General features: G+C 67.3%; 16 protein-coding genes. 6 read left to right on the top strand and 10 right to left on the bottom strand.

Annotated elements, in window-relative coordinates; all coding sequences use genetic code 11:
- Positions 1-275: 275 nt before the first annotated feature.
- The 6 genes from EAE28_RS08070 to EAE28_RS08045 form a co-directional block, all read right to left on the bottom strand.
- Positions 276-1,016, bottom strand: coding sequence for a hypothetical protein (locus EAE28_RS08070; protein ID WP_181954482.1), 741 nt, complete (start codon positions 1,014-1,016; stop codon positions 276-278).
- Positions 1,017-1,095: 79 nt separating this feature from the next.
- Positions 1,096-3,411 carry a DNA topoisomerase IV subunit A gene (locus EAE28_RS08065; RefSeq protein WP_127105306.1) on the bottom strand — a complete coding sequence of 772 codons (2,316 nt, stop codon included), beginning with the start codon at positions 3,409-3,411 and terminating at the stop codon, positions 1,096-1,098.
- A gap of 156 nt (positions 3,412-3,567) precedes the next feature.
- On the bottom strand, positions 3,568-3,924 hold the full coding sequence (locus tag EAE28_RS08060) for an MmcQ/YjbR family DNA-binding protein (protein WP_127105305.1): 357 nt from the start codon (positions 3,922-3,924) through the stop codon (positions 3,568-3,570).
- A 38-nt stretch (positions 3,925-3,962) separates the two neighbouring features.
- On the bottom strand, positions 3,963-6,776 hold the full coding sequence (polA, locus tag EAE28_RS08055) for a DNA polymerase I (protein WP_127105304.1): 2,814 nt from the start codon (positions 6,774-6,776) through the stop codon (positions 3,963-3,965).
- Positions 6,777-6,873: 97 nt separating this feature from the next.
- Entirely contained in the window at positions 6,874-7,776 is a 903-nt protein-coding gene (locus EAE28_RS08050) for a pirin family protein (RefSeq protein ID WP_127105303.1), read from the bottom strand.
- Positions 7,777-7,876: 100 nt separating this feature from the next.
- Positions 7,877-8,074: a zinc-finger domain-containing protein gene (locus tag EAE28_RS08045; RefSeq protein ID WP_127105302.1), complete on the bottom strand. Its 198-nt coding sequence runs from the start codon at positions 8,072-8,074 to the stop codon at positions 7,877-7,879.
- Positions 8,075-8,151: 77 nt separating this feature from the next.
- Between EAE28_RS08045 and EAE28_RS08040 the strand changes: the two genes are divergently transcribed.
- Positions 8,152-9,090 (top strand): ABC transporter ATP-binding protein, encoded by a 939-nt coding sequence (locus EAE28_RS08040; protein WP_127105301.1) that lies wholly within the window; start codon positions 8,152-8,154, stop codon positions 9,088-9,090.
- Here EAE28_RS08040 and EAE28_RS08035 read toward each other — a convergent pair.
- Positions 9,087-10,205: an MFS transporter gene (locus tag EAE28_RS08035; RefSeq protein ID WP_246022306.1), complete on the bottom strand. Its 1,119-nt coding sequence runs from the start codon at positions 10,203-10,205 to the stop codon at positions 9,087-9,089. The genes EAE28_RS08040 and EAE28_RS08035 overlap by 4 nt on opposite strands.
- A 73-nt stretch (positions 10,206-10,278) precedes the next feature.
- Complete coding sequence (locus tag EAE28_RS08030) at positions 10,279-10,863, bottom strand: DUF1285 domain-containing protein (protein WP_127105300.1); 585 nt, start codon at positions 10,861-10,863, stop codon at positions 10,279-10,281.
- Positions 10,864-10,979: 116 nt separating this feature from the next.
- Here EAE28_RS08030 and EAE28_RS08025 point away from each other — a divergent pair, with 116 nt between their 5' ends.
- The 5 genes from EAE28_RS08025 (at position 10,980) to EAE28_RS08005 (ending at position 18,603) form a co-directional block, all read left to right on the top strand.
- On the top strand, positions 10,980-11,714 hold the full coding sequence (locus tag EAE28_RS08025) for a gamma-glutamylcyclotransferase (RefSeq protein WP_127105299.1): 735 nt from the start codon (positions 10,980-10,982) through the stop codon (positions 11,712-11,714).
- A 142-nt stretch (positions 11,715-11,856) separates the two neighbouring features.
- Positions 11,857-12,861 carry an AAA family ATPase gene (locus tag EAE28_RS08020; protein ID WP_127105298.1) on the top strand — a complete coding sequence of 335 codons (1,005 nt, stop codon included), beginning with the start codon at positions 11,857-11,859 and terminating at the stop codon, positions 12,859-12,861.
- Positions 12,858-13,757 (top strand): DUF58 domain-containing protein, encoded by a 900-nt coding sequence (locus EAE28_RS08015; RefSeq protein ID WP_246022305.1) that lies wholly within the window; start codon positions 12,858-12,860, stop codon positions 13,755-13,757. The genes EAE28_RS08020 and EAE28_RS08015 overlap by 4 nt, the downstream gene beginning before the upstream one ends.
- Positions 13,754-16,534, top strand: coding sequence for a DUF4159 domain-containing protein (locus EAE28_RS08010; protein WP_127105297.1), 2,781 nt, complete (start codon positions 13,754-13,756; stop codon positions 16,532-16,534). Before EAE28_RS08015 ends, EAE28_RS08010 begins: the two co-directional genes overlap by 4 nt.
- Positions 16,531-18,603, top strand: a complete 2,073-nt coding sequence (locus EAE28_RS08005) for a hypothetical protein (protein ID WP_127105296.1) — start codon at positions 16,531-16,533, stop codon at positions 18,601-18,603. Before EAE28_RS08010 ends, EAE28_RS08005 begins: the two co-directional genes overlap by 4 nt.
- Before the next feature lie 228 nt (positions 18,604-18,831).
- On the opposite strand, the gene EAE28_RS08000 is transcribed toward EAE28_RS08005, so the two are convergent.
- Positions 18,832-19,986: an iron-containing alcohol dehydrogenase gene (locus tag EAE28_RS08000; RefSeq protein ID WP_164736578.1), complete on the bottom strand. Its 1,155-nt coding sequence runs from the start codon at positions 19,984-19,986 to the stop codon at positions 18,832-18,834.
- A complete protein-coding gene (locus tag EAE28_RS07995) occupies positions 19,983-21,371 on the bottom strand; it encodes an aldehyde dehydrogenase family protein (RefSeq protein ID WP_127105295.1) in 1,389 nt (462 codons plus the stop codon). The genes EAE28_RS08000 and EAE28_RS07995 overlap by 4 nt, the downstream gene beginning before the upstream one ends.
- Positions 21,372-21,452 lie beyond the last annotated feature (81 nt).

Here is a 21,452-nt window from a genome sequence, read left to right as displayed (position 1 = left end):
CAACGTGACCGATCGTCCCGATGTTCACGTGCGGCTTGTTACGTTCAAACTTTGCCTTCGCCATGATGGCTTCTCCTCAAGTCGTGATCCGCGCGGCGGGGGAGGCCCCGCCTGTTGGGTGTCGAGCGCGCGGGGAAAACCCCGCATTTCGGCGGGCCGCGTCGCGCGCGAGATAACGGCGAAACACGGGAAAATCAAGACGATTGGCGTCGTTTCGGCACTAAAACGCTGGGCTGTGGCGGACCCGGCGTTGCAGCCGGGTGCCTACCGTCGCGTCAGCGCCGCCCGCAGCCGCGTTGAGGCGCGGTGCCGTCGCCGGCAGAGGCCGTTCCTGTCGGATCCGCGGCGGGAGTTGCAGCTGCGTCGGCTGGCAGAACGACGGCGTTTGCGTCGGGGGTCGCGGCGTCCGGCACGGGTGCGTCAGTGGCCGCTGCCGCGGCATCGGCAGGCGCTGTCTCATCCCCTGCGTGCTCGAACCACTCAGGGTGTTCCAGCATCCAGGTCTCGATCCGCAGGGCTGCGTTCGCGGCCAGCGCGGCCATCTGCTGCTCGGCCGTCTGGGTCAGGCCCGAGCCGACGATGGACGACCCTCCGGCGCTTTCCAGAATGGTGAACTGCTCGGGCTCTTCGTTGAGCGGGCGGCCCAGACGGTCATCCCACAGATTGGTCGAAATGATCAGCGCCGAGCGCGGCGAGGCGACGATGGGGATACCCGGCACGGCCAGCACATAGGCGTCCATGTGGATGGCGATGTGGTAGAGGCGGTCGCCCTCGTACCGGCCAAAGCGGCGGTCGATCTCATCGCGCATGACGTCGGCGAAGTCGTCGAGATTGGCTTCGCGCGAGAGCGGGCCCTGCACCGTGTCATTGGTGGTGACGATGTTATAGCACAGGCGGAAATCGCTGAATTCGGTGCGCATGTCTTCAAGCTGGGTGCCGTCCCGCGAGCAGGCGGCCATCAGGGCCAGGAGGCCCGCAGCCAGCGTGGTCTTCAGCGTGATGCGCGCGATGGCCATGGGCGTCCCTCGTGTTTGTGCCTGAAATCCTTAGCCGATTGACCCCGGCATAGCAACGCCGGGGCCTGTGGCCAAAGATTTACGCAAAGCGATTGTCACGCGGGAAGCCGCGCGGGGCCATGCGACCGGCGGTGGCGCGCTTGGCCAGCCATTCGGTCAGGTCCGGCTCGTGCCGGGTGCGACCGGCGGGATCTTTCCACGACAGGCCTTCGGTGAGCGTGAGGGTGGTCAGGTCGGACAACCCGCCATCCTTGAACTTTTGCAGCCGCACGCCCTTGCCGCGGCCCATTTCGGGCAGCTCGTCCAGCGGGAAGACCAGCATCTTGCGGTTCTCGCCCACGGTGGCGATGTGATCGCCGCTGACCGTCTTGCAGACCAGCGCCTTGACGCCGTCGCGCAGGTTGAGCACCTGCTTGCCCGTCCGGGTCTGCGCCAGCAGCTCGTCGGCGGGGATGATGAAGCCGTCGCCCTCGGCCGAGGCGACGATCATCCGGGTACCGGGCTGGTGCAGGAAGATGTCGAGGATCTGCGCCTCGTTCGGCAGATCGACCATCAGCCGCACGGGTTCACCCATGCCGCGCCCGCCGGGCAGGTTGGCACCCAGCAGCGTGTAGAATCGCCCGTTCGAGCCATAGATCAGGATCTTGTCGGTGGTTTCGGCGTGCAGGGCAAAGGCCCCTTCGTCGCCGTCCTTGAACTTGAATTCGCCATCCAGCGCGACATGGCCCTTCATCGCGCGGATCCAGCCCATTTTCGAGCAGACCACGGTGATCGGCTCGCGCTCGATCATCGCTTCGGGCGCGAGGATCTCGGCCTCACCGGCGACGGCGAAATCCGAGCGGCGTTTGCCCAGCGCGGTTTCCTTGCCGAACTGTTTGCGCACGCCTTCCAGCTCTTCGCCGATGCGTTTCCACTGACGGGCGTCCGAGTTCAGCAGATCGTCCAGCGCGGCGCGTTCCTTGAGCAGGGCGTCGCGTTCCTTGCGCAGTTCCAGCTCTTCCAGCCGCCGCAAGCTGCGCAGGCGCATGTTGAGGATGGCTTCGGCCTGCACCTCGGTCAGCTCACCCTCGCCCGGGGGCGGGCCGACGTAATCGGCCTCATTCATTGCGCGCGGGAAGGTACGGCCCCATTCCTCGCGCATCAGCGCGTCGCGCGGGGCCTCGTCATAGCGGATGATGTCGATCACGCGGTCGAGGTTGAGATAGGCGATGATGAAGCCTTCGAGCACCTCAAGCCGGTGGTCGATCTTGTCCAGACGGTGCTGCGAGCGGCGTTGCAGCACAAGGCGGCGGTGGTCGAGGAAGGCGCGCAGCACTTCGCGCAGGCTGCAGACCTTGGGTGTGCGGCCGTCGATCAGCACGTTCATGTTCATGCTGAAGCGCAGTTCCAGGTCGGTGACGCGCATCAGCATGCCCATCATCTGCTCGGGGTCGACATTCTTCGAGCGCGGTTCCAGCACGATGCGGACATCATCGGCGGATTCGTCGCGCACGTCGCCCAAGAGCGGGACTTTCTTGAGCTGGATCACCTCGGCCAGCTTTTCGATCAGCTTGGATTTGGCGACCTGATAGGGGATCTCGGTCACGATCACCTGCCAGGTGCCCCGCGACAGCTCCTCGATCTCCCACCGGGCGCGCAGGCGGAAGGCGCCGCGGCCGGTGCGGTAGCTCTCAAGGATCGACTCGCGCGGCTCGACGATGACGCCGCCGGTGGGGAAGTCGGGGCCGGGTATCAGCTTGACCAGATCGTCGTCGGAGAGTTCCGGGTCCTTGATCAGCGCCTGACAGCCCGAGATCAGCTCATCGAGGTTATGCGGCGGGATGTTGGTGGCCATGCCGACCGCGATGCCGCTGGAGCCATTGGCCAGCAGGTTCGGAAAAGCGGCGGGCAGGACGATCGGTTCTTCCAGCGTGCCGTCATAGTTGGGGCGGAAATCGACGGCGTTTTCGGCCAGCCCATCCAGCAGCGCCTCGGCGGCGGCGGTCAGACGGGCCTCGGTGTAGCGGCTGGCGGCGGGGTTGTCGCCGTCGATGTTGCCGAAGTTGCCCTGACCGTCAACCAGCGGGTAGCGGACGTTGAAATCCTGCGCCAGACGGGCCATCGCGTCATAAATCGCGCTGTCGCCATGCGGGTGGTAGTTGCCCATCACGTCGCCGCTGATCTTGGCGGATTTGCGGAAACCGCCGGTCGCGGTGAGTTTCAGCTCGCGCATCGCGAAGAGGATGCGGCGGTGCACGGGCTTGAGCCCGTCGCGCGCATCAGGCAGCGCGCGGTGCATGATCGTCGACAGCGCGTATTGCAGATAACGCTCGCCCAACGCACGGCGCAGCGGCTCGGCCAGAGGGGCGTCGAGCGGGATCGGAAGGGGGGGGACGTCTTGGGGTTCGTCGGTCATGGAGGCGTTTTAGCGCAGGGCGGCGGCGAGGGGAATTGGTTTCGTCAGCGAAAGCCGGGGGGCTGCCGCCCCCCGGGCCCCCTGCTTCAAGGGGGACGCACGCGCCCCCCTTGAAAATCCCCCCGTGGATATTTGAAGCATAAAGTTGGGCGCGGTTTAGAGGGGGTTTTCGGCGTCCCAGGTTTTGAGCCAGCGTTTGGGGGCGAGGGCGCGCCAGGCCTGCGTCAGGCGCGGGGCGGCCCAGGTGGGGTCGATGTGGCCGGCCTTGACCAGAATGAAGCGGTGGTTGGTGTAGTGGGGGTGCAGGGTGAAGGTGTCGGGATCGGCTTGCAGCAGCATCTCGCGTTCGTCGAAATCGCATTTGAACACGGCGGCGTCGATATAGGGCGACCACCAGACCCACATCTTGCCATGCGCCTTGAGGCAAGGATTGCCCCAGGCTGTGCTGTCCGCGACCTGTGGCAGGTCAAGGGAGAGGGCGAAGGCGCGGAGCTCGGCGTAGCTGTGGATCATCGGGGCCTCGCGGCGGCGGCGTTAACCTTGATGGGGGGTTAATGAGCCTGTGCCCAGTTGTCCCCGACACCGGCATCGACGATCAGGGGCACGTCGATCTGGACCGCCGGGAGGTGGGCGTTTTCCATGATCTCCTTGACCACGGCGATGGTCTCGTCGATGGCGCTTTCTTCCACCTCGAACACCAGTTCGTCATGGACCTGCAGCAGCATTTTCGCGGGCAGATGCGCGATCTGGTCGGGGATGCGGATCATCGCGCGGCGGATGATGTCGGCGGCGGAGCCTTGGATTGGCGCGTTGATCGCACCACGGCGGGCGAAGCCGGCGCCGGGGCCTTTGGCGTTGATCTCGGGCGTGTGGATGCGGCGGCCGAACAGGGTTTCGACGTAGGTGTGTTCCTTGGCGAAGGCGATGGTGGCCTCCATGTAGTCCTTGATGCCGGGGAACCGCTCAAAATACGTGTCGATAAAGGCCTGCGCATCGGCGCGTGGGATGCGCAGGTTGCGCGCAAGGCCGAAGCCGGAGATGCCGTAGATCACACCGAAGTTGATCGCCTTGGCGCGGCGGCGGATTTCCGAGGTCATCTCGTCCAGCGGCACGCCGAACATCTGGCTGGCGGTCAGCGCGTGGATGTCGAGCCCGTCGCGGAACGCCTGTTTCAGCGCGGGGATATCGGCGACATGGGCGAGGATGCGCAGCTCGATCTGGGAGTAGTCGAGCGAGACCAGCTTGCAGCCCTCACGCGCGACAAAGGCCTCGCGGATGCGGCGGCCTTCCTCGGTGCGCACGGGGATGTTTTGCAGGTTGGGATCGGTCGAGGCCAGGCGCCCGGTGTTCGCGCCGGTCTGGGCGTAGGAGGTGTGGACGCGGCCGGTTTCGGGGTTAATGTGCTGTTGCAGCGCGTCGGTATAGGTGGATTTCAGCTTCGACACCTGCCGCCAGTCGAGCACCTTGCCGGGCAGTTCATGCTCGGTGGCGAGGTCTTCGAGGATGTCGGCGCCGGTGGAATAGGCCCCGGTCTTGCTGGTCTTCCCGCCGGGCAGGCCCAGCTTGTCAAACAGCACCTCGCCCAACTGTTTGGGCGAGCCGACGTTGAAGACCTCGCCGGCCATCTCGTGGATCTCGGCTTCCAGCCCGGCCATCGTCTGCGCGAAGGCTGAGGACATGCGGCTGAGCGTCTGGCGGTCAACCTGAATGCCGTGCATTTCCATCTGGGCCAGCACCGGGACCAGCGGGCGTTCCAGCGTCTCATAGACCGAGGTGACCCGCTCTTGGTGCAGGCGGGGGCGCAGGGTCTGCCACAGGCGCAGGGTGATGTCGGCGTCTTCGGCGGCGTATTTCGTCGCGTCCTCGATGCCGACCTTGTCGAAGGTGCGGGCGGATTTGCCCGAGCCGAGCAGCGGTTTGATCGGGATCGGGACGTGGTTGAGATAGGTCTCGGACAAAAGGTCCATGCCGTGATTGTGCAGGCCCGAGAACATCGCGTAGCTCATCAGCATGGTGTCGTCGATCGGCGCGACCTTGACGCCGCGACGGGCGAAGATCTTGGCGTCGTATTTGATATTCTGGCCGATTTTCAGGATCGAGGGGTCTTCGAGCACGGGTTTGAGGGCTTTGAGCGCCTCCTCCGGGTCGATCTGGCCATCCAGCTTTTTGGCTGCGCCGAAAAGGTCGTCCACGCCCTCGCTATGGGTGAGCGGGATATAGCAGGCCTCGCCGGGGATCAGCGACAGCGAGATGCCGACCAGTTCCGCCTGCATTTCGTCCAGCGAGGTGGTTTCGGTATCGACGGCGACATAGCCCTGCTCGCGGATGCGCGCGACCCATTGGTTCAGCGTGTCGAGGTCGCGCACGCAGGTGTAGTTTTCCGGCGTGAAGGGCGGTTGTTCGAGGGCGGCGGGCGAGGTGGCGGCGTCCGGCGCGGGGGCCGCGGCCGGGGCTTCGCTGACGGCGGGGGCGGTGACGCCCAGCTTGTCGGCAATGCGGCGGGTGAGGGTGCGGAATTCCATCTTGGCGAGGAACTCCATCAGCGGGCCGGACTCGGGCACCGTGCAGATCATCGAATCGAGGGATTCGTCCAGCTCGACGTCCCGCTTGAGCGACACCAGATCGCGCGACAGCCGGATCTGGTCGGCTTTCTCCAGCAGGGTTTCGCGGCGTTTGGGTTGCTTGATCTCAGCGGCGCGGGCCAGCAGGGTTTCCAGATCGCCGTATTCGTTGATCAAAAGCGCGGCGGTTTTCAGCCCGATGCCGGGCGCGCCCGGGACGTTATCGACCGAATCGCCCGCCAGCGATTGCACGTCGATCACCCGGTCGGGACCGACGCCGAATTTTTCCATCACCTCATCGGGGCCGATCAGTTTGGATTTCATCGGGTCGAACATATCGACGCCGGGGCCGACCAGCTGCATCAGATCCTTGTCGGACGACACGATGGTGCAGGTGCCGCCCGCTTCAGTGGCAAGGCGGGCGTAGGTGGCGATGATGTCGTCGGCCTCGAACCCCGGTTTTTCGATGCAGGAAATGTTGAAGGCGCGGGTGGCTTCGCGGGTCAGCGGGAACTGCGGGCGCAGATCCTCGGGCAATTCGGGGCGGTTGGCTTTGTACTCGGGGTACAGCTCGTTGCGGAAGGTAATCGAGCCTGCGTCGAAGATCACCGCGATATGGGTGGGCTTGGTCTTGGTCGGGGTGCTGGCGCTCAGTTCGTTCCAGATCAGGTTGCAGAACCCCTGAACCGCGCCCACAGGCAGCCCGTCAGACTTGCGCGTCAGCGGCGGCAAGGCGTGATAGGCGCGGAAGATAAAGGCCGAGCCGTCGATCAGATGAAGGTGCGCGCCTTTGCCAAAGTCCATGCGAGACGCCCCCTGTTTGCGCTTCGTTCCTTGGTATCGGTCCGAAGCCGGGGCGTCCAGCGGGGAAGGGGCGCGTCAGCCGCGTCCCCCTGCACCCTCAGCGGATAAAGGTGCCGTTATTGAGTTCCTTGAACGCCTGCTGCAATTGCGCCTTGCTGTTCATCACGATCGGGCCGTGCCACGCCACAGGTTCCTTGATCGGCTGGCCCGAGACGAGCAGGAAGCGCACACCCTTGGGCCCGGCATTCACCACAATCTCATCGCCGGTGCCAAAGCGCACCAGCGTGCGGTCGCCGCTCATGTCGCGGATGTTCAGCTCGACTCCGTTCACTTCTTTCTCAACCCGCACACCGACCGGGTTCGAGGCATCGCGGAAGGTGGCGGCACCGGCAAAGATATAGGCGAAGGTGTTCATGTAGGTGTCGACCGGCAGCACCTTGCGGGTGTTGGGCGGGACCGAGACGTCCAGATACAGCGGCTTGGCGGCGATGCCATCGACGGGGCCGTATTTGCCCCAGAACTTGCCGGTGATGATGCGCACGGCGGTGCCGTCATCGTCGATCACCGTCTCGATGTCCGAGCCTTTGATGTCCTGATAGCGCGGCTTGGTCATCTTGAGCTTGCCGGGCAGGTTGGCCCACAGCTGGAAGCCGTGCATCTGGCCCTTGGCGTTTCCCTTGGGCATTTCCTGATGCAGGATGCCCGATCCGGCGGTCATCCACTGCACCGAGCCTGCGCCCAGCTTGCCCTTGTTGCCCAGCGAATCGCTGTGCTCGACCGAGCCTTCAAGCACATAGGTGATCGTTTCGATCCCGCGGTGCGGATGCCAGGGGAAACCCTTGGAATAGAGATGCGGCTTGTCGTTGCGGAAATCGTCGAGCAGCAGGAAGGGATCGCTGACCGAGGGCTCGCCGAAACCGAAGGCGCGGTGCAGGTGAACGCCTGCGCCCTCAAGCGTCGGTTTGGCCAGCGAGGTCGATTTGACGGGGCGAAAGGTCATGGGCGCTCTCCTTGATCGGTTGACAAGGATATCGGTGCTGGGCCGGATTTTATCCAGCCCCGCCTTTGCGCGTCAGAGCACAGGGCCTGTTCGGCGGCCCTTAGTGGCTGTCGGTTGCCGCCGGGTCCAGCATGTAACGCGCGTCGCAATAGGGGCAGTCGACCCAGCCGGTATCGTGCGGAACGGTCAGCCAGACGCGGGGATGACCCAGCGCGCCCTCACCGCCATCGCAGGAAAAACGGCGCGCGGCGACGACGTGGGTGGCGGGCGCATCATGCGCGGGTTGGGTGGCGGACATGTCTGCTTCCTTGTCTCGGCGGGGCAATCGACCTAGGTGATGGGTCCGAACATACCCCGTTTGGCGTCAGGAGCAAGATGACCCAGAACGCGATTGAAATCGAAGGCCTGAAGAAGACCTATGCCGCCAGCGGCAAGTCTGCGGCCAAAGAGGCCCTGACGGGCATTGACCTGACCATCCCGCAAGGCGCGGTCTTTGGCCTGCTGGGGCCGAACGGTGCGGGAAAATCCACGCTGATCAACATCATGGCCGGGCTCGTGCGCAAGTCCGAGGGCCGGGTGCGGATCTGGGGGTTTGATCAGGACCAGAACCCGCGCCAGTCCCGCGCTGCCATCGGCGTCATGCCGCAGGAGCTGAACGTCGATCCGTTCTTCACCCCGCGTGAGTCGCTGGAAACGCAGGCGGGTCTGTACGGCGTGCCCGCGCGTGAGCGCCGCACGGATGAGATCCTGTCGCTGATCGGCCTGTCCGACAAGGCCGATGCCTATGCCCGCACGCTCAGCGGCGGGATGCGGCGGCGCTTGCTGTTGGGCAAGGCGCTGGTGCACGGGCCGCAGGTTCTGGTGCTGGACGAGCCGACGGCGGGCGTGGACATCGCGCTGCGCCACATGCTGTGGTCCAACGTGCGCGAGCTGAACCGGCAAGGGATGACCATCATTCTGACCACGCACCATTTGGAAGAGGCGCAAGAGATGTGCGACGAGATCGCCATCATCGACCGCGGCCGTCTGGTGGTGCGCGATTCGACGGCGGCGATTCTGGCGCGGATGGACAGCAAGACGCTGTTGGTGCGGGCAGCCGGGCCGATCGGCGCGGTGGATCTGCCGCATGGTGTCACGCGGGAAGACCGGGCGGATGGCTGGCTGGCGCTGACCTATCCGCAGAGCACGGTCAAGGCGGGGGCGCTGCTGGCCTCGCTGCACGGTGCGGGGGTCGAGGTGATCGACCTGACCACCGAGCAGGCGGATCTTGAGGATGCGTTCCTTGAGCTGACCGGCGACAAGGCGGCGGTCTAAGTCCGGCGCAGCGCGCCCGCCAGCGCGCTGATGCCCAGGGCCAGCACGGCGATCATCCAGAAGGCGACGGGCAGCGACCACAGCTGCGCGACGCCGCCGATCACCGCAGGGCCCAGCACCATGCCGCCGTATCCCAGCGTAGCCACGCCCGCGATGGCGCGGCCCTGCGGGATCTCGGGGTCGTTGGCGGCGCGTGAAAAGGCCAGCGGGATGACGACGGAATAGCCCAGACCCAGCAGCGCCAGCCCGATCAGCCCGGCACTCAGCGTGCCGCCGGTCAGGGCGACGGCCAGACCGGCGAAGGCGACAACCCCGGCGATGCGCGCGGTGCGCACGGGGCCAAGCCGGACGATCACCGCATCGGCGCTGAAACGCGCGACGAACATCGCGGCGGAATAGACGCCGTAGCCAAGCGCGGCGCGGGCTTCGTCGGTGCCGGTCACCTCGATCAGGAACACCGCGCTCCAGTCGGCCATCGCGCCTTCGCCCAGCGACGAGCAAAAGGCGACCAACCCCACCAGCAGCAAGCCGCGCGCGGGCAGGGCGAAGCCGGGACCGGCGGCGCTGCGGCGCGACTCCCACGGGATCGCGGCCAGAAACAGCGTGAGGCCCCCGGCGATCACCGCGATCAGCACGAAATGCCCCAGCGGTGCCAGTCCCAACGCGACCGCGCCGCCGCCGGTGAGCGCGCCGACACCTGCGCCGAGGCTCCACATCGCGTGGAACGCCGCCATCATCGGGCGTTCGCGGGCGCGTTCGACTTCGGCTCCCCAGCCGTTCATCGCCACATCCATCGCCCCATGGCCCGCGCCGAACAGCAGCAGAGCCAGAGCAAGGAATGCGGTCGAGGGCGCGAGGGCAATGAGGGGCAGGGCAAGCGCATAGCCGATGCCGATAAACCGCGTGGCGCTGGCCGCGCCGATGCGGTCGCTCAGCCACCCGGCCAGCGGAAAGGCCAGAATGGCACCGCCGGCAAGGCAGAGCAGCAAGCGGCCCAGCATGCCGGGCTCCAGCGCGAAAGCCTCGACAAAGGCGGGGACGCGCGCGGCCCATGCCCCGAAGAGAATGCCATTGAGAAAGAACATCGCCGAAACGGCAAGGCGGGGGCTACGCATAAAAGGGCCTTTGCTCAGGTCAGGCTCCGGAATGCCCGAACCCGGCGCGCGGGGAAAGCCCCTGTTGCGCGGCTCAGCCCATCTCTGCCGAGGGGATGATCGGGAAGAACGCGCCGCCCGACCACAGGCCGAACCAGCTGTCGCCCTCGTGCTCGGCGTGTGCGCCCAATTCCACCAGCCGGTAAAAGCTCTTGCGGTCGATGAGCGCCTCAAGCCCGGCGCGGATCATCACGTAAGGCGCAGGCTCGCCCGTCTCGGGGTCGCGGGTGACGCGCAGGGGATGGTCGGGGCCAGCTTCGACAAAATCGCCGACGTTGGTTTCAAACCGCAGGGATTGCGCAGCTCCGGTGCCGCTGGCGGTGAAATCGACCGCGACAAAGGGGGCGTCATCGACGGTGATGCCCACCTTCTCGACCGGCGTGACCAGAAAATACTTGCCGTCTTCCAACTTGAGGATGGTTGAGAACAGCCGCACCAAAGGTGCGCGGCCAATCGGGGTGCCCAGATAGAACCACGTCCCGTCGCGCGCGATGCGCATGTCCAGATCCCCGCAAAACGGCGGGTTCCACAGGTGGACCGGCGGCAATCCCCCCTTTTTCGCCGCCTTTTGGGCCGAGGCGGCCAGCGAGTCGGCGTTCGGGGTCGGGTGAGAAGACATAGATACTTTCCAGTTGGGGGCGGGTTCTTGTCCGTACAGGATTATATAGACGCCCCTGACATAAAATCACGCGCCGAAGGAAACGGGTGCGCGAACGAGAGTGGAAAACCCGGCGCATGTCCGACGACCCTTTCCTGTACCATCCGGGCCTGCGGGACCTGATCATCGACCCGGCGCACTCGGCATTCCGCGGGTTAACGACGGCCTCTGTCCGCGAGAGGGTCGAAGCCAAGGGTTATTCCACGGCATGGCTGCGCACCGACGCCGAACGCGAGGCGCTGCGCCACGCGTTTCTGGCGGACTGGGCGGGCGATATGTGGGTCTTTGCCTATGGTTCGCTGATGTGGGATCCGGGCATCCACTTCACGCAGGTCCGCCGCGCGCATATGCCGGGCTATGCGCGGCGCTTTATTCTGCGCGATGTGAACGGCGGACGCGGCACGCCTGAGGCACCGGGCCTGATGGCCGCGCTCGACCACGGGGTTGAGGGCTGCGACGGGCTGGCATTTCGCATTGATGCGGCGCAGGTCGATGCCGAGACGACAGTGCTGTGGCAGCGCGAGATGATCGGCGCGGGCTATATTCCCATCGTCGCCCCGGCGCAGACCGAAGCCGGGACGATCCCCTGCGTGGCCTTCTTGGCCGATCACGCGGCGGACAGCATCGTTGCCGGTCTCAGCCGTGCCGAGCAGGTACGGTGTCTGGCCACGGGCGAGGGGTTTCTTGGCACCAGTCTGGACTATCTGCGCGGTATCCACCGGCACTTTGCAGCGCTGCGGATCGAAGATCCGCACGTTTCGGGGCTGCTGACCGAGGCCGAGGCGCTGGCAGCGCATCTGGCGGCTAAATAGCGGTCATGGCACCGGGGTTTCGGGGCAGGTCTGTCACATTGTCTTGTGACGCCGTCATTTTATCCAACTTGGTCTGGGCGAAATGCGTCGGCCTGACGTATAAACCGGGCGAACACAGATCACGCCCGGAGGAAATGCGCCCATGAGCGACACGTTGGTCCCCGCGATCGAGGCGCTTGGCGCCCGGCTTCAACAGGCCCGCGCCGCCATTGCGCCCCGTTTTATCGGTCAGGAGACGGTTGTCGACCTGTCGCTGATGGCGCTTCTGTCGGGCGGTCACGCGCTGCTGGTCGGCCTGCCGGGCTTGGGCAAAACGCGGCTGGTGGATACGCTGGCCACGGTGATGGGGCTGCAATCCAACCGCATCCAGTTCACGCCGGACCTGATGCCGTCGGATATTCTGGGCTCGGAAGTTCTGGACACCGACGCCGATGGCCGCCGCGCGTTCCGCTTCATCGAAGGGCCGGTGTTTTGCCAGCTGCTGATGGCCGATGAGATCAACCGCGCCAGCCCGCGCACGCAATCGGCGCTGTTGCAGGCGATGCAGGAGCGTGAGGTGACCATTGCCGGTCAGCACCGCAAGCTGGGCTTGCCGTTCCACGTTCTGGCCACGCAAAACCCCATCGAGCAAGAGGGCACCTATCCGCTGCCCGAGGCGCAGCTTGACCGTTTTCTGGTGCAGATTGACGTCGACTATCCCGATCTGGCGACCGAGCGGGCGATCCTGCTGGCCACCACGGGCACCGAAGAGGGCGTGGTGCATGAGGTGTTCTCGCCCGCCGATCTGCTGGCCGCGCAAACCCTGATCCGCCGGATGCCGGTGGGTGAAAGCGTCGTGGCGACGATTCTGGAATTGGTGCGCGCCTGCCGTCCGGGCACGCCGGATGCCGACCCCAGTCTGGGCGACTCGCTGGCATGGGGCCCCGGCCCCCGCGCCGCGCAGGCGCTGATGCTGGCGGTGCGGGCGCGGGCGCTGTTGCAGGGGCGGCTGGCCCCTTCGGCCGAGGATGTCGCGGCGCTGGCGCGACCGGTGCTCATTCACCGCATGGCGCTGAGCTTTGCGGCGCGGGCACGCGGTGAGACGCTGGGCGGCGTGATCGACCGGGTGGCGGGCCGCGTGACCGGCACGTTCGAGGCTGCCGCGTGAGCCAAAACAGCGCCTCTGGCGGCAGTGCAGGTCTGCGCCGCGCCGGTGAGGCGCTGTCGGGCGCGCTGCCCGCATTGCTGGTCAGCGCCGAGCATCTGACCGCCAGCGTGCTGCCCGGCGCGCATGGGCGCAGGCGTTCGGGGCCGGGGTCCGAGTTCTGGCAGTTCCGTCCGATCGGGCCGGGCGACGAGGCGTCGCGCATCGACTGGCGACGCTCGGCGCGCGGTGATGATCTGTATCTGCGCGAAAGCGAATGGCAGGCGGCGCGACCGGTGAGTCTGTGGGTCGACGGCGGTGCCGCGATGAATTTCACCGGCGACAAGGCGCGTGAGACCAAATCTTACCGCGCCCGCCTGCTGGCCATGGCGCTGTCGCTGGTCCTGCTCCGCGGTGGCGAGCGGGTGGGGCTGGCCGAGGCCGACATGACCCCCCGCGCCGGGCGCGCGCAGGCCAACCGGCTGGCCGTGGCACTGGCGGAAGAGCCGGGCGTCGCCGGTGAGCACGGCGCGATTGATCTGCAGGCCGCGCCGACCGGAGGGCATGTGGTGCTCTTTTCCGATTTTCTGGGCGAGTTGCAGCATATTGAGGGCGCGCTGGCGCTGGCCGCCGCACGCAGCATGCGCGGCATTCTGGTGCAGGTGCTCGACCCGGTAGAAGAGGCGTTTCCCTATGATGGCCGCACCCGGTTCGAGAGCATGTCGGGCCATATGAGTTTCGAGACCCTGCGCGCCGGTGATCTGCGCGAGCAATACCGCGACAAACTGGCCGCGCGCAAAGACCGGCTGGCGGCGATGGCGCGGCAGTCGGGCTGGCACGCCACCACGCTGCACACCGACAGGTCGGCGGCTGAGGGGCTGTTGTGGCTCTATCAGGCGCTGAGCGGGGGGCAGAAATGAGCGTGTTTTCGGCCCTTGGTTTTACCACGCCCGTTTTGCTCTGGGCGCTGCTGGCGCTGCCGATCCTGTGGTGGTTGCTGCGCGCCGTGCCCCCCGCGCCGGTGCGCCGCCGCTTTCCCGGCATCGCGCTGCTGCTGGGTCTGCGCGAGCGTGACCCCGAGAGCCAGCGCACCCCGTGGTGGTTGCTTTTACTGCGTGTGGCGGCTCTGGCGGCGTTGATTCTGGCGCTGGCGGGTCCGGTCCTGAACCCCTCGCGCGCCTTGCCGGGGCAGGGGCCGCTGTTGGTGGTGCTCGATGGCAGCTGGGCGAGTGCCCGCGACTGGCCGCGCCGGATGGAGCGGGCGGGGCAAGCGCTGGAGGCCGCGCAACGCGCTGGGCGTCCGGTCGCAGTGGTCACGCTGACCGATCCGCCGGTCGGTGAGATCGAGTTCCGCGCCGGTGAGTTCTGGCGTGAGCGCCTGCCGGGACTGGCACCGCGTCCGTGGACCCCGGGCGCTGCGCTGCCCGACTGGCCTGCGGCGCTGCCCGAGGCGGTTGAGACGCTGTGGATTTCCGACGGTCTGGCCCGCGATGGTCGTGCAGCGCTGTTGGCGGCGCTTGAGGACCACGGCCCGGTGCAGGTGTTCGAGCCCGCGACCCCGGTGCTGGCGCTGGCCCCGGCCACCTTCGACGGTGAGGCGGTGACCGTCACCGCGCGCCGCACCGGCGGGCCGGAACAGGCGCTGACCCTGCTGGCGATTGGCCGCGATCCGGCGGGGGCCGAGCGCGATCTGGCCCGCGCGCCGCTGGGCTTCGCCGCCGATGCGCTGAGCGCCGAGGCCAGCTTCACCCTGCCGCCCGAGCTGCGCAACCGCATCACGCGGTTCCAGATCGAGGGCGCGCGCGGGGCCGGGGCAGTCAGCCTGAGCGACGACAGCCTGCGCCGCCGTAAGGTGGCGCTGCTGACCGTGCGCGAGGGGAATGAATCGCTCGCCCTGCTCTCGCCGCTGCATTATCTGCGCGAGGCGCTGATGCCGACCTCGGATCTGGTCGAAAGCGCCAGTCTGGACGATCTGCTGCTGGCCGGGCCTGATGTGCTGGTGCTGGCCGACATGCCCAGCCTTTCGCAGACCGAGACCGACGACCTGACCACCTGGGTTGAGGGCGGCGGGTTGCTCTTGCGCTTTGCCGGGCCGCGCATGGCCGGGGCGGGCGCGAACGCGCTGCTGGGCGCGCCGGGGCAGGCCGATGACCCGCTCTTGCCCGTGCAATTGCGCGCCGGGGGCCGCACCGTGGGCGGCGCCATGAGCTGGGGCGACCCGCGCTCGCTGGCGCCCTTCCCGGATAATTCGCCCTTCGCGGGGCTGCCCGTTCCCGCCGATGTCGGCATCCGTGCGCAGGTTCTGGCGCAGCCGGGGCCGGATCTGTCCGAGCGCACGATTGCCGCGCTGGCCGATGGCACGCCACTGGTGACCCGCCGCGCGATCGGCGCGGGGCAGGTGGTGCTGTTCCACGTCACCGCCAATGCCGAATGGTCGAACCTGCCGCTGTCGGGGCTGTTCGTGTCGATGCTGGAACGGCTTGCCGTCAGCACGCAGGGCGGCGCGCCCGAGGCGACGGAGCTGGCCGGGACGCATTGGCAGCCGGAACAGGTGATGGACGGGTTCGGCCTGCTCTCCGACGCCGGTGACCGCGCCGCTGTCACGGGTGAGGAACTCGCCCCCGTGCTGGCCGGAACCGCGCAACCGGGGCCGAACCTGCCGCCGGGCCTGTACGCCGGGACGGCGCTGCGGCTGGCGGTGAACGCGACCGACGCGCAAACCCCGCTGACCCCGGCGCAATGGCCGCTGGGCACCAATCTGGAAACCGGGGTCGAGCGGCCTGAGGTGCCTTTGGCGGGCTATCTGTTCGCGCTGGCCGCCGCCGTGCTGATGGCCGACGCGTTGGCGACCTTGGCGCTGGGCGGGCGGCTATTGCGCGCTGCTCTGGTGCTGCTGGCGCTGGGTGCTGCGGTGCCACAGGCACAGGCGCAGGACATCGACCCGCGCATTCTGGAGGCGACGGAATCGGTGGTGCTGGGGGCCGTGTCCTCGGGCGATGCACAGGTGGATGAGGTGGCGCTGGCCGGGCTTCGCGGCTTGTCCAACGCCTTGTTCCTGCGGTCTTCTGTCGAGCCTGCCGCGCCGATGGAGGTGGATATTGAAACCGATGAGCTGTCGGTGTTCCCGTTTCTTTACTGGCCGGTCACCCCTGACAGCCCACTGCCATCCCCGGATGCCAACGCCCGGCTGAACCGCTATCTGCGCTCGGGCGGGATGATCTTGTTTGACACCCGCGATGCCGAAGCGGCGCGGCTGTCGGGCGGCACCACCTCGGCCGGACGCCGCCTGCAGCAGATCACCGCCGGGCTGGATATTCCGCCACTGGAACCGCTGCCCGTCGACCATGTGCTGACCCGCACCTTCTATCTGCTGGGCGACTATCCGGGCCGCTATCAGGGCGGCACCGTCTGGGTCGAGGCCGCCCCCCCCGACGCGCAACGCGCCGAAGGCATGCCGTTTCGCAACCTTAATGACGGGGTGACCCCGGTGGTGTTTGGCTCGAACGACTGGGCCTCGGCCTGGGCGGTGGACGAGCGTGGGATGCCGCTGTTGCCGGTGGGCCGCGGCTCGACCGGCGAGCGGCAGCGCGAAATGGCGATCCGCTTCGGGGTCAATCTGGTGATGCATGTGCTGTCGGGGAACTATAAATCCGATCAGGTGCATGTGCCCGCATTGCTGGAAAGGCTGGGCCAATGACGGGCGTTGAGGTGGTCTTTGACCCGCTGCTGATCTGGCCGGTGATCGCCGCGCTGGGCGCTGCGGCACTGCTGGTCACGCTGCTGTCCGTCTGGCGCGGGCTGGCGGGCTGGGCGTTCCGCGCGCTGGGCTTTGCGCTGATCCTGACGGCGCTGGCCAATCCGTCGCTGCAGAACGAGGACCGGCAGGCGCTGAGCGACATCGCGCTGGTGCTCCGCGATGAGACCGGCTCGAACCGGCTGAGCGACCGGCAGGCGCAGAGCGAGGCGGCGCTGACGCATCTGTCAGCCGAGCTGGCACGGCTGGGGATCGAAGAGCGCGTGGTCTCGGTGCCCGATGCGCCGGACAACGGCGGCTCGACGCTGAACACCGCGCTGGATGCGGCCTTGGCCGACCTACCGCGCGACCGGCTGGCGGGGGTGTTTGTGGTCTCGGACGGGCTGGCGCATGACGCTTCCACCACCCCGCCGCCCGCCCCTGTGCATCTGGTGCAGACCGGCGCGGCGCAGGAATGGGACCGCCGGCTGATCGTGCGCAACGCGCCCGCCTACGGCATCCTTGGCGAAACCCTGCGCCTGACCCTGCGGATCGAGGATGAGGGCAACGTGCCCGAAGCCCTGCGCGGTCGCCCGGTGCAGGTGGGCTTTGCGCTCAATGGCGAAGATCTGCGCTATGCGACCGCCCCGGTGGGCGAGGATATGGGGCTGGACCTGACGCTGGATCGCGGCGGGCTGAACGTGCTGCGCTTCGTGCTCGACCCGCAAGAGGGCGAGCTGACCGACCGCAACAACGCCGCCGTGGTGCAGATCAACGGCATCCGCGACCGGCTGCGGGTGCTCTTGGTCTCGGGCGAGCCGCATACCGGGCAGCGGACGTGGCGCAACCTGTTGAAATCGGACCCGTCGGTGGATCTGGTGCACTTCACCATCCTGCGCCCGCCAGACCGGCAGGACGGCGTGCCGGTGAATGAGCTGTCGCTGATCGCCTTCCCGACGCGCGAGCTGTTTGTCGAGAAGATCGACGAGTTCGACCTGATCATCTTTGACCGCTACCGGCGGCGCGGCATCCTGCCCAGCTCGTATTTCGAGAACATCCGCCGCTATGTCAGCGAGGGCGGCGCGCTGCTGGTCGTCGGCGGGACCGAGTTGGCCAGCGCCGAAAGCATCTACCATTCGCCGCTGGGCCGCATCCTGCCGGGTGAACCGACGGCGCGGGTGTTCGAGCAGCCGTTCACGCCACATCTGAGCGACATCGGCCAGCGGCACCCGGTGACGGCGGGGCTGGACGCCGACTACCCGCCGCGCGCGGGCAGCGATGTGCCCGGCTGGGGCCGCTGGCTGCGCCAGATCGACCTGACGCCGCGCGGCGGCGAGGTGGTGATGCAGGGGATCGATGAGCGGCCGCTGCTGATCCTCGATCACGCGGGCGAAGGGCGCGTGGCGATCCTCGCCTCGGATCAGGCCTGGCTGTGGGATCGCGGCTTCGAGGGCGGCGGGCCGCAGGCCGAGCTGCTGCGGCGGCTGGCGCATTGGATGATGCGCGAGCCGGATCTGGAAGAAGAGGCATTGGTGGCCGAGGCCGACGGGCAGGGGCTGCATATCACCCGCCGCTCACTGGACGACGGGCCGCATGGCGTGACGATCACCGGGCCGGATGACAGCACAGTCGAGGTGCCGCTGGTCGAGACGGCGCCGGGACGGTTTACCGCCGACTGGCAGGGCGCAGAGCCGGGGCTCTACCGCCTGCGGTCCGAAGATCAGGAGACGGTGGCCGTTCTGGGCACGGCGAACCCGCGTGAGTATGAGCGCGTGGTGGCAGACGGAGCACCGCTCGCGCCCCTGCTGGACGCAACGCGCGGCGGCACCGCTGCGATCGCTGCCGGTCTGCCCGCCCTGCGCCTGATCGACGCTGGACGGCAGGCCTATGGGCGCGGCTGGCTGGGCGTAACGCCGCGCGGTGCCTACGTCACCACCGACCTTCGCCTGACGCCGCTGTTGCCTGCCTGGGCCTGGTTGCTGCTGGGGGTGGGCTTCGTGTTGGGCGGCTGGCTGCGCGAAGCGCGCCGGTAGGGGCGGCGCTCGGGGGCATCGAGCCCCCTCGCGCCGCGCGGGTTGCCACCCGCACCCGCTTCAAGGGGGACGCACGCGCCCCCCTTGAAAATCCCCCCGTGGATATTTGAAGACAGAAAATGAAACAGGGTTAACGGAACCTTATCATCTGTCCTTAAATATCCTGGGGGGTGAATTGGCCGTCAGGCCAAGAGGGGGGCAAGGCCCCCCTCCCTGTTTTTGCAGCAATCAGAGGCAGCTCTCAAACAGCGCGCGGGTGTTCTCTGCTGTCATCTCGATCGGGTTCCCGCCGCAGGACGGGTCCTCCAGCGCCATTGCCGTCAGCGTGTCCAGATCCGGGTTGGTGACCCCCAGCGCTGTCAGCGTTTGCGGAATCGCCAGCGTTTCGCGCAGGTCCATTACCGCCGCGCGGAATCCGTCGAAGCCGCCGTCGATGCCCAGATAAGCCGCGGCGCGGGGCAGGCGGTCTTCGATTGCTGGCCGGTTGAAGTCCAGCACCATCGGCATCACCACCGCATTCGTCGTGCCGTGGTGGGTGTTGTAGACCGCGCCGATCGGGTGGCTGAGCGAATGGATCGCGCCGAGCCCCTTCTGGAACGCCACCGCGCCCATCGCCGCTGCCGACATCATATGCGCGCGCGCCTCAAGGTCGGTCGGATCGGCGTAAACCTTGGGCAGGTTCTCGAACACCAGCCGCATGCCTTCCAGCGCGATGCCCTGGCTCATCGGGTGGTAGAAGGGCGAGCAATACGCCTCAAGACAATGCGCCAGCGCGTCCATGCCCGTTCCGGCGGTGATAAAGCGCGGCATGCCGACGGTCAGCGCCGGGTCGCAGATCGTCACGGTGGGCATCAGTTTGGGGTGGAAGATGATCTTCTTCTTGTGCGTCACCGCATTGGTCAGCACCCCCGCGCGCCCGACCTCGGACCCCGTCCCCGCCGTCGTCGGCACCGCGATGATCGGCGCGATGGCGCTGGCATCGGCGCGGGTCCACCAGTCGCCGACATCCTCCAGATCCCAGACGCTGAGATCGGCGCGTTGACCGGCCATCAGCGCAATCATCTTGCCCAGATCCAGCGCCGAGCCGCCGCCAAAGCAGACCACCCCGTCATGCCCGCCGGCCTTGTACACCGCGATTCCGGCGGCCATGTTGGCCTCGGTCGGGTTGGCGTCGACGTCGGAAAACACGCCGCGCCCCAGTCCGGCGGCGTCCAGCACATCGAGCGCCTGCGCGGTGATCGGCAGCGCCGCCAGCGCCTTGTCTGTCACCAGCAGCGGGGCTTTCAGGCCCACGGCCTTGCAATGATCGGCCAGTTCGCCGATCCGTCCGACGCCGAACTTGATCGAGGTCGGGTAGGACCAGTTCATGGTGGGAACGCTCATTTCGTCACCTTCTTGAGATGGTAGGATTTCGGCCGCGTCACCGCGTAATAGCCCAGCTCGGACAGGCCCGCGCCGCGCCCGGTGTCCTTGCACCCGGTCCAGCACAGCGCCGGGTCGAGATAGTCGCAGCGGTTCATGAAGATCGTGCCGGTCTCGATCTGCGCGCCGATCTCGGCGGCGGCATCGGAGTCTTGGGTCCAGATCGAGGCGGTCAGGCCATAGGGCGAGTCGTTCATCAGCGCGATGGCTTCCGCATCGCCCGAGACTTTCATGATCCCCACGACCGGGCCAAAGCTTTCCTCGCGCATGACGCGCATGGAATGGTCCACGTTCACCAGAATCTGCGGCGCCAGATACGCCCCGCCATCATCGGCGGGGAACAGCGCCGGGTCGATCAGCGGGGTCGCGCCCGCCGCCAGGGCCTCGGCCACCTGCTCGCGCACGGTGCGCGCGAAGCGGACATTCGCCATCGGGCCGATGGTGGTGTCGGCGTCGAAGGGGTTGCCCAGTTTCAGCGCCGAGACCCAGGCAACTGCCTTTTCGACAAAGGCGTCATAGAGCGACTCGTGCACGTAGATCCGCTCGATCCCGCAGCAGCACTGCCCCGCGTTGAACATCGCGCCGTCCATCAGCCCGTCGACCGCCGCGTCCAGATCGGCATCGGCGCGCACATAGCCCGGATCCTTGCCGCCCAGCTCCAGCCCGGTGCCGGTGAAGGTGCCCGCCGCCGCGCGCTCGATGGCCGCGCCGCCGCCGACCGAGCCGGTGAAGTTCACAAAGCCAAAGCTGCGCGCGCCGATCAGTGCCTCGGTCGTCGCATGGTCCAGCGTGACGTTCTGGAAGACGCCCTCGGGCACGCCACCGGCGGCAAAGGCCTCGGCCAGACGCTCGCCCACCACCAGCGTTTGCGAGGCGTGTTTCAGCATCACCGCATTGCCCGCGATCAGCGCGGGAACGATGGTGTTGATCGCCGTCAGATAGGGGTAGTTCCACGGTGCGATGACGAAGACCACGCCGACCGCCTCGCGCGCCAGCGCGCGGTGGAACCGCTCGGACTCCTCAACGATCTTGGGGGCCAGCGTCTGTTCGGCGATCGAGGCCATATACTCGGCCCGCTCGTTCACCCCGCCAAATTCGCCGCCATAGCGCGTGGGGCGGCCCATCTGCCAGGCCAGTTCCTCGACCGCCTGCGCGCGCGTTGCGTTCAGCGCGGCGATCCCCGCCTTGACGATGGCGATCCGCTCAGTGAGCGGGCGCGCGGCCCAGGCCTTTTGCGCCGTCTTGGCGCGGGCAACGGCGGCTTGCGCCTCGGCCAGAGGCAGGGCCGGGCGCTCGGCATAGACCCGCCCGTCGACGGGCGAGATACATTGGATGGTCTTGGTCATGTCACACCTTGCAGGGTTCCCGGCGGGGTCTGGATTTGGTCAGCGCGCCGCCCGGGTCGTTAAAAATCTGCGGCCCCCGGG

It is taken from the genome of Pararhodobacter zhoushanensis, assembly GCF_003990445.1.
Lineage (GTDB): Bacteria > Pseudomonadota > Alphaproteobacteria > Rhodobacterales > Rhodobacteraceae > Pararhodobacter > Pararhodobacter zhoushanensis.
Note: the sequence above shows the minus strand (reverse complement) of the source record. Positions and strands in the feature narration are given on the sequence as shown.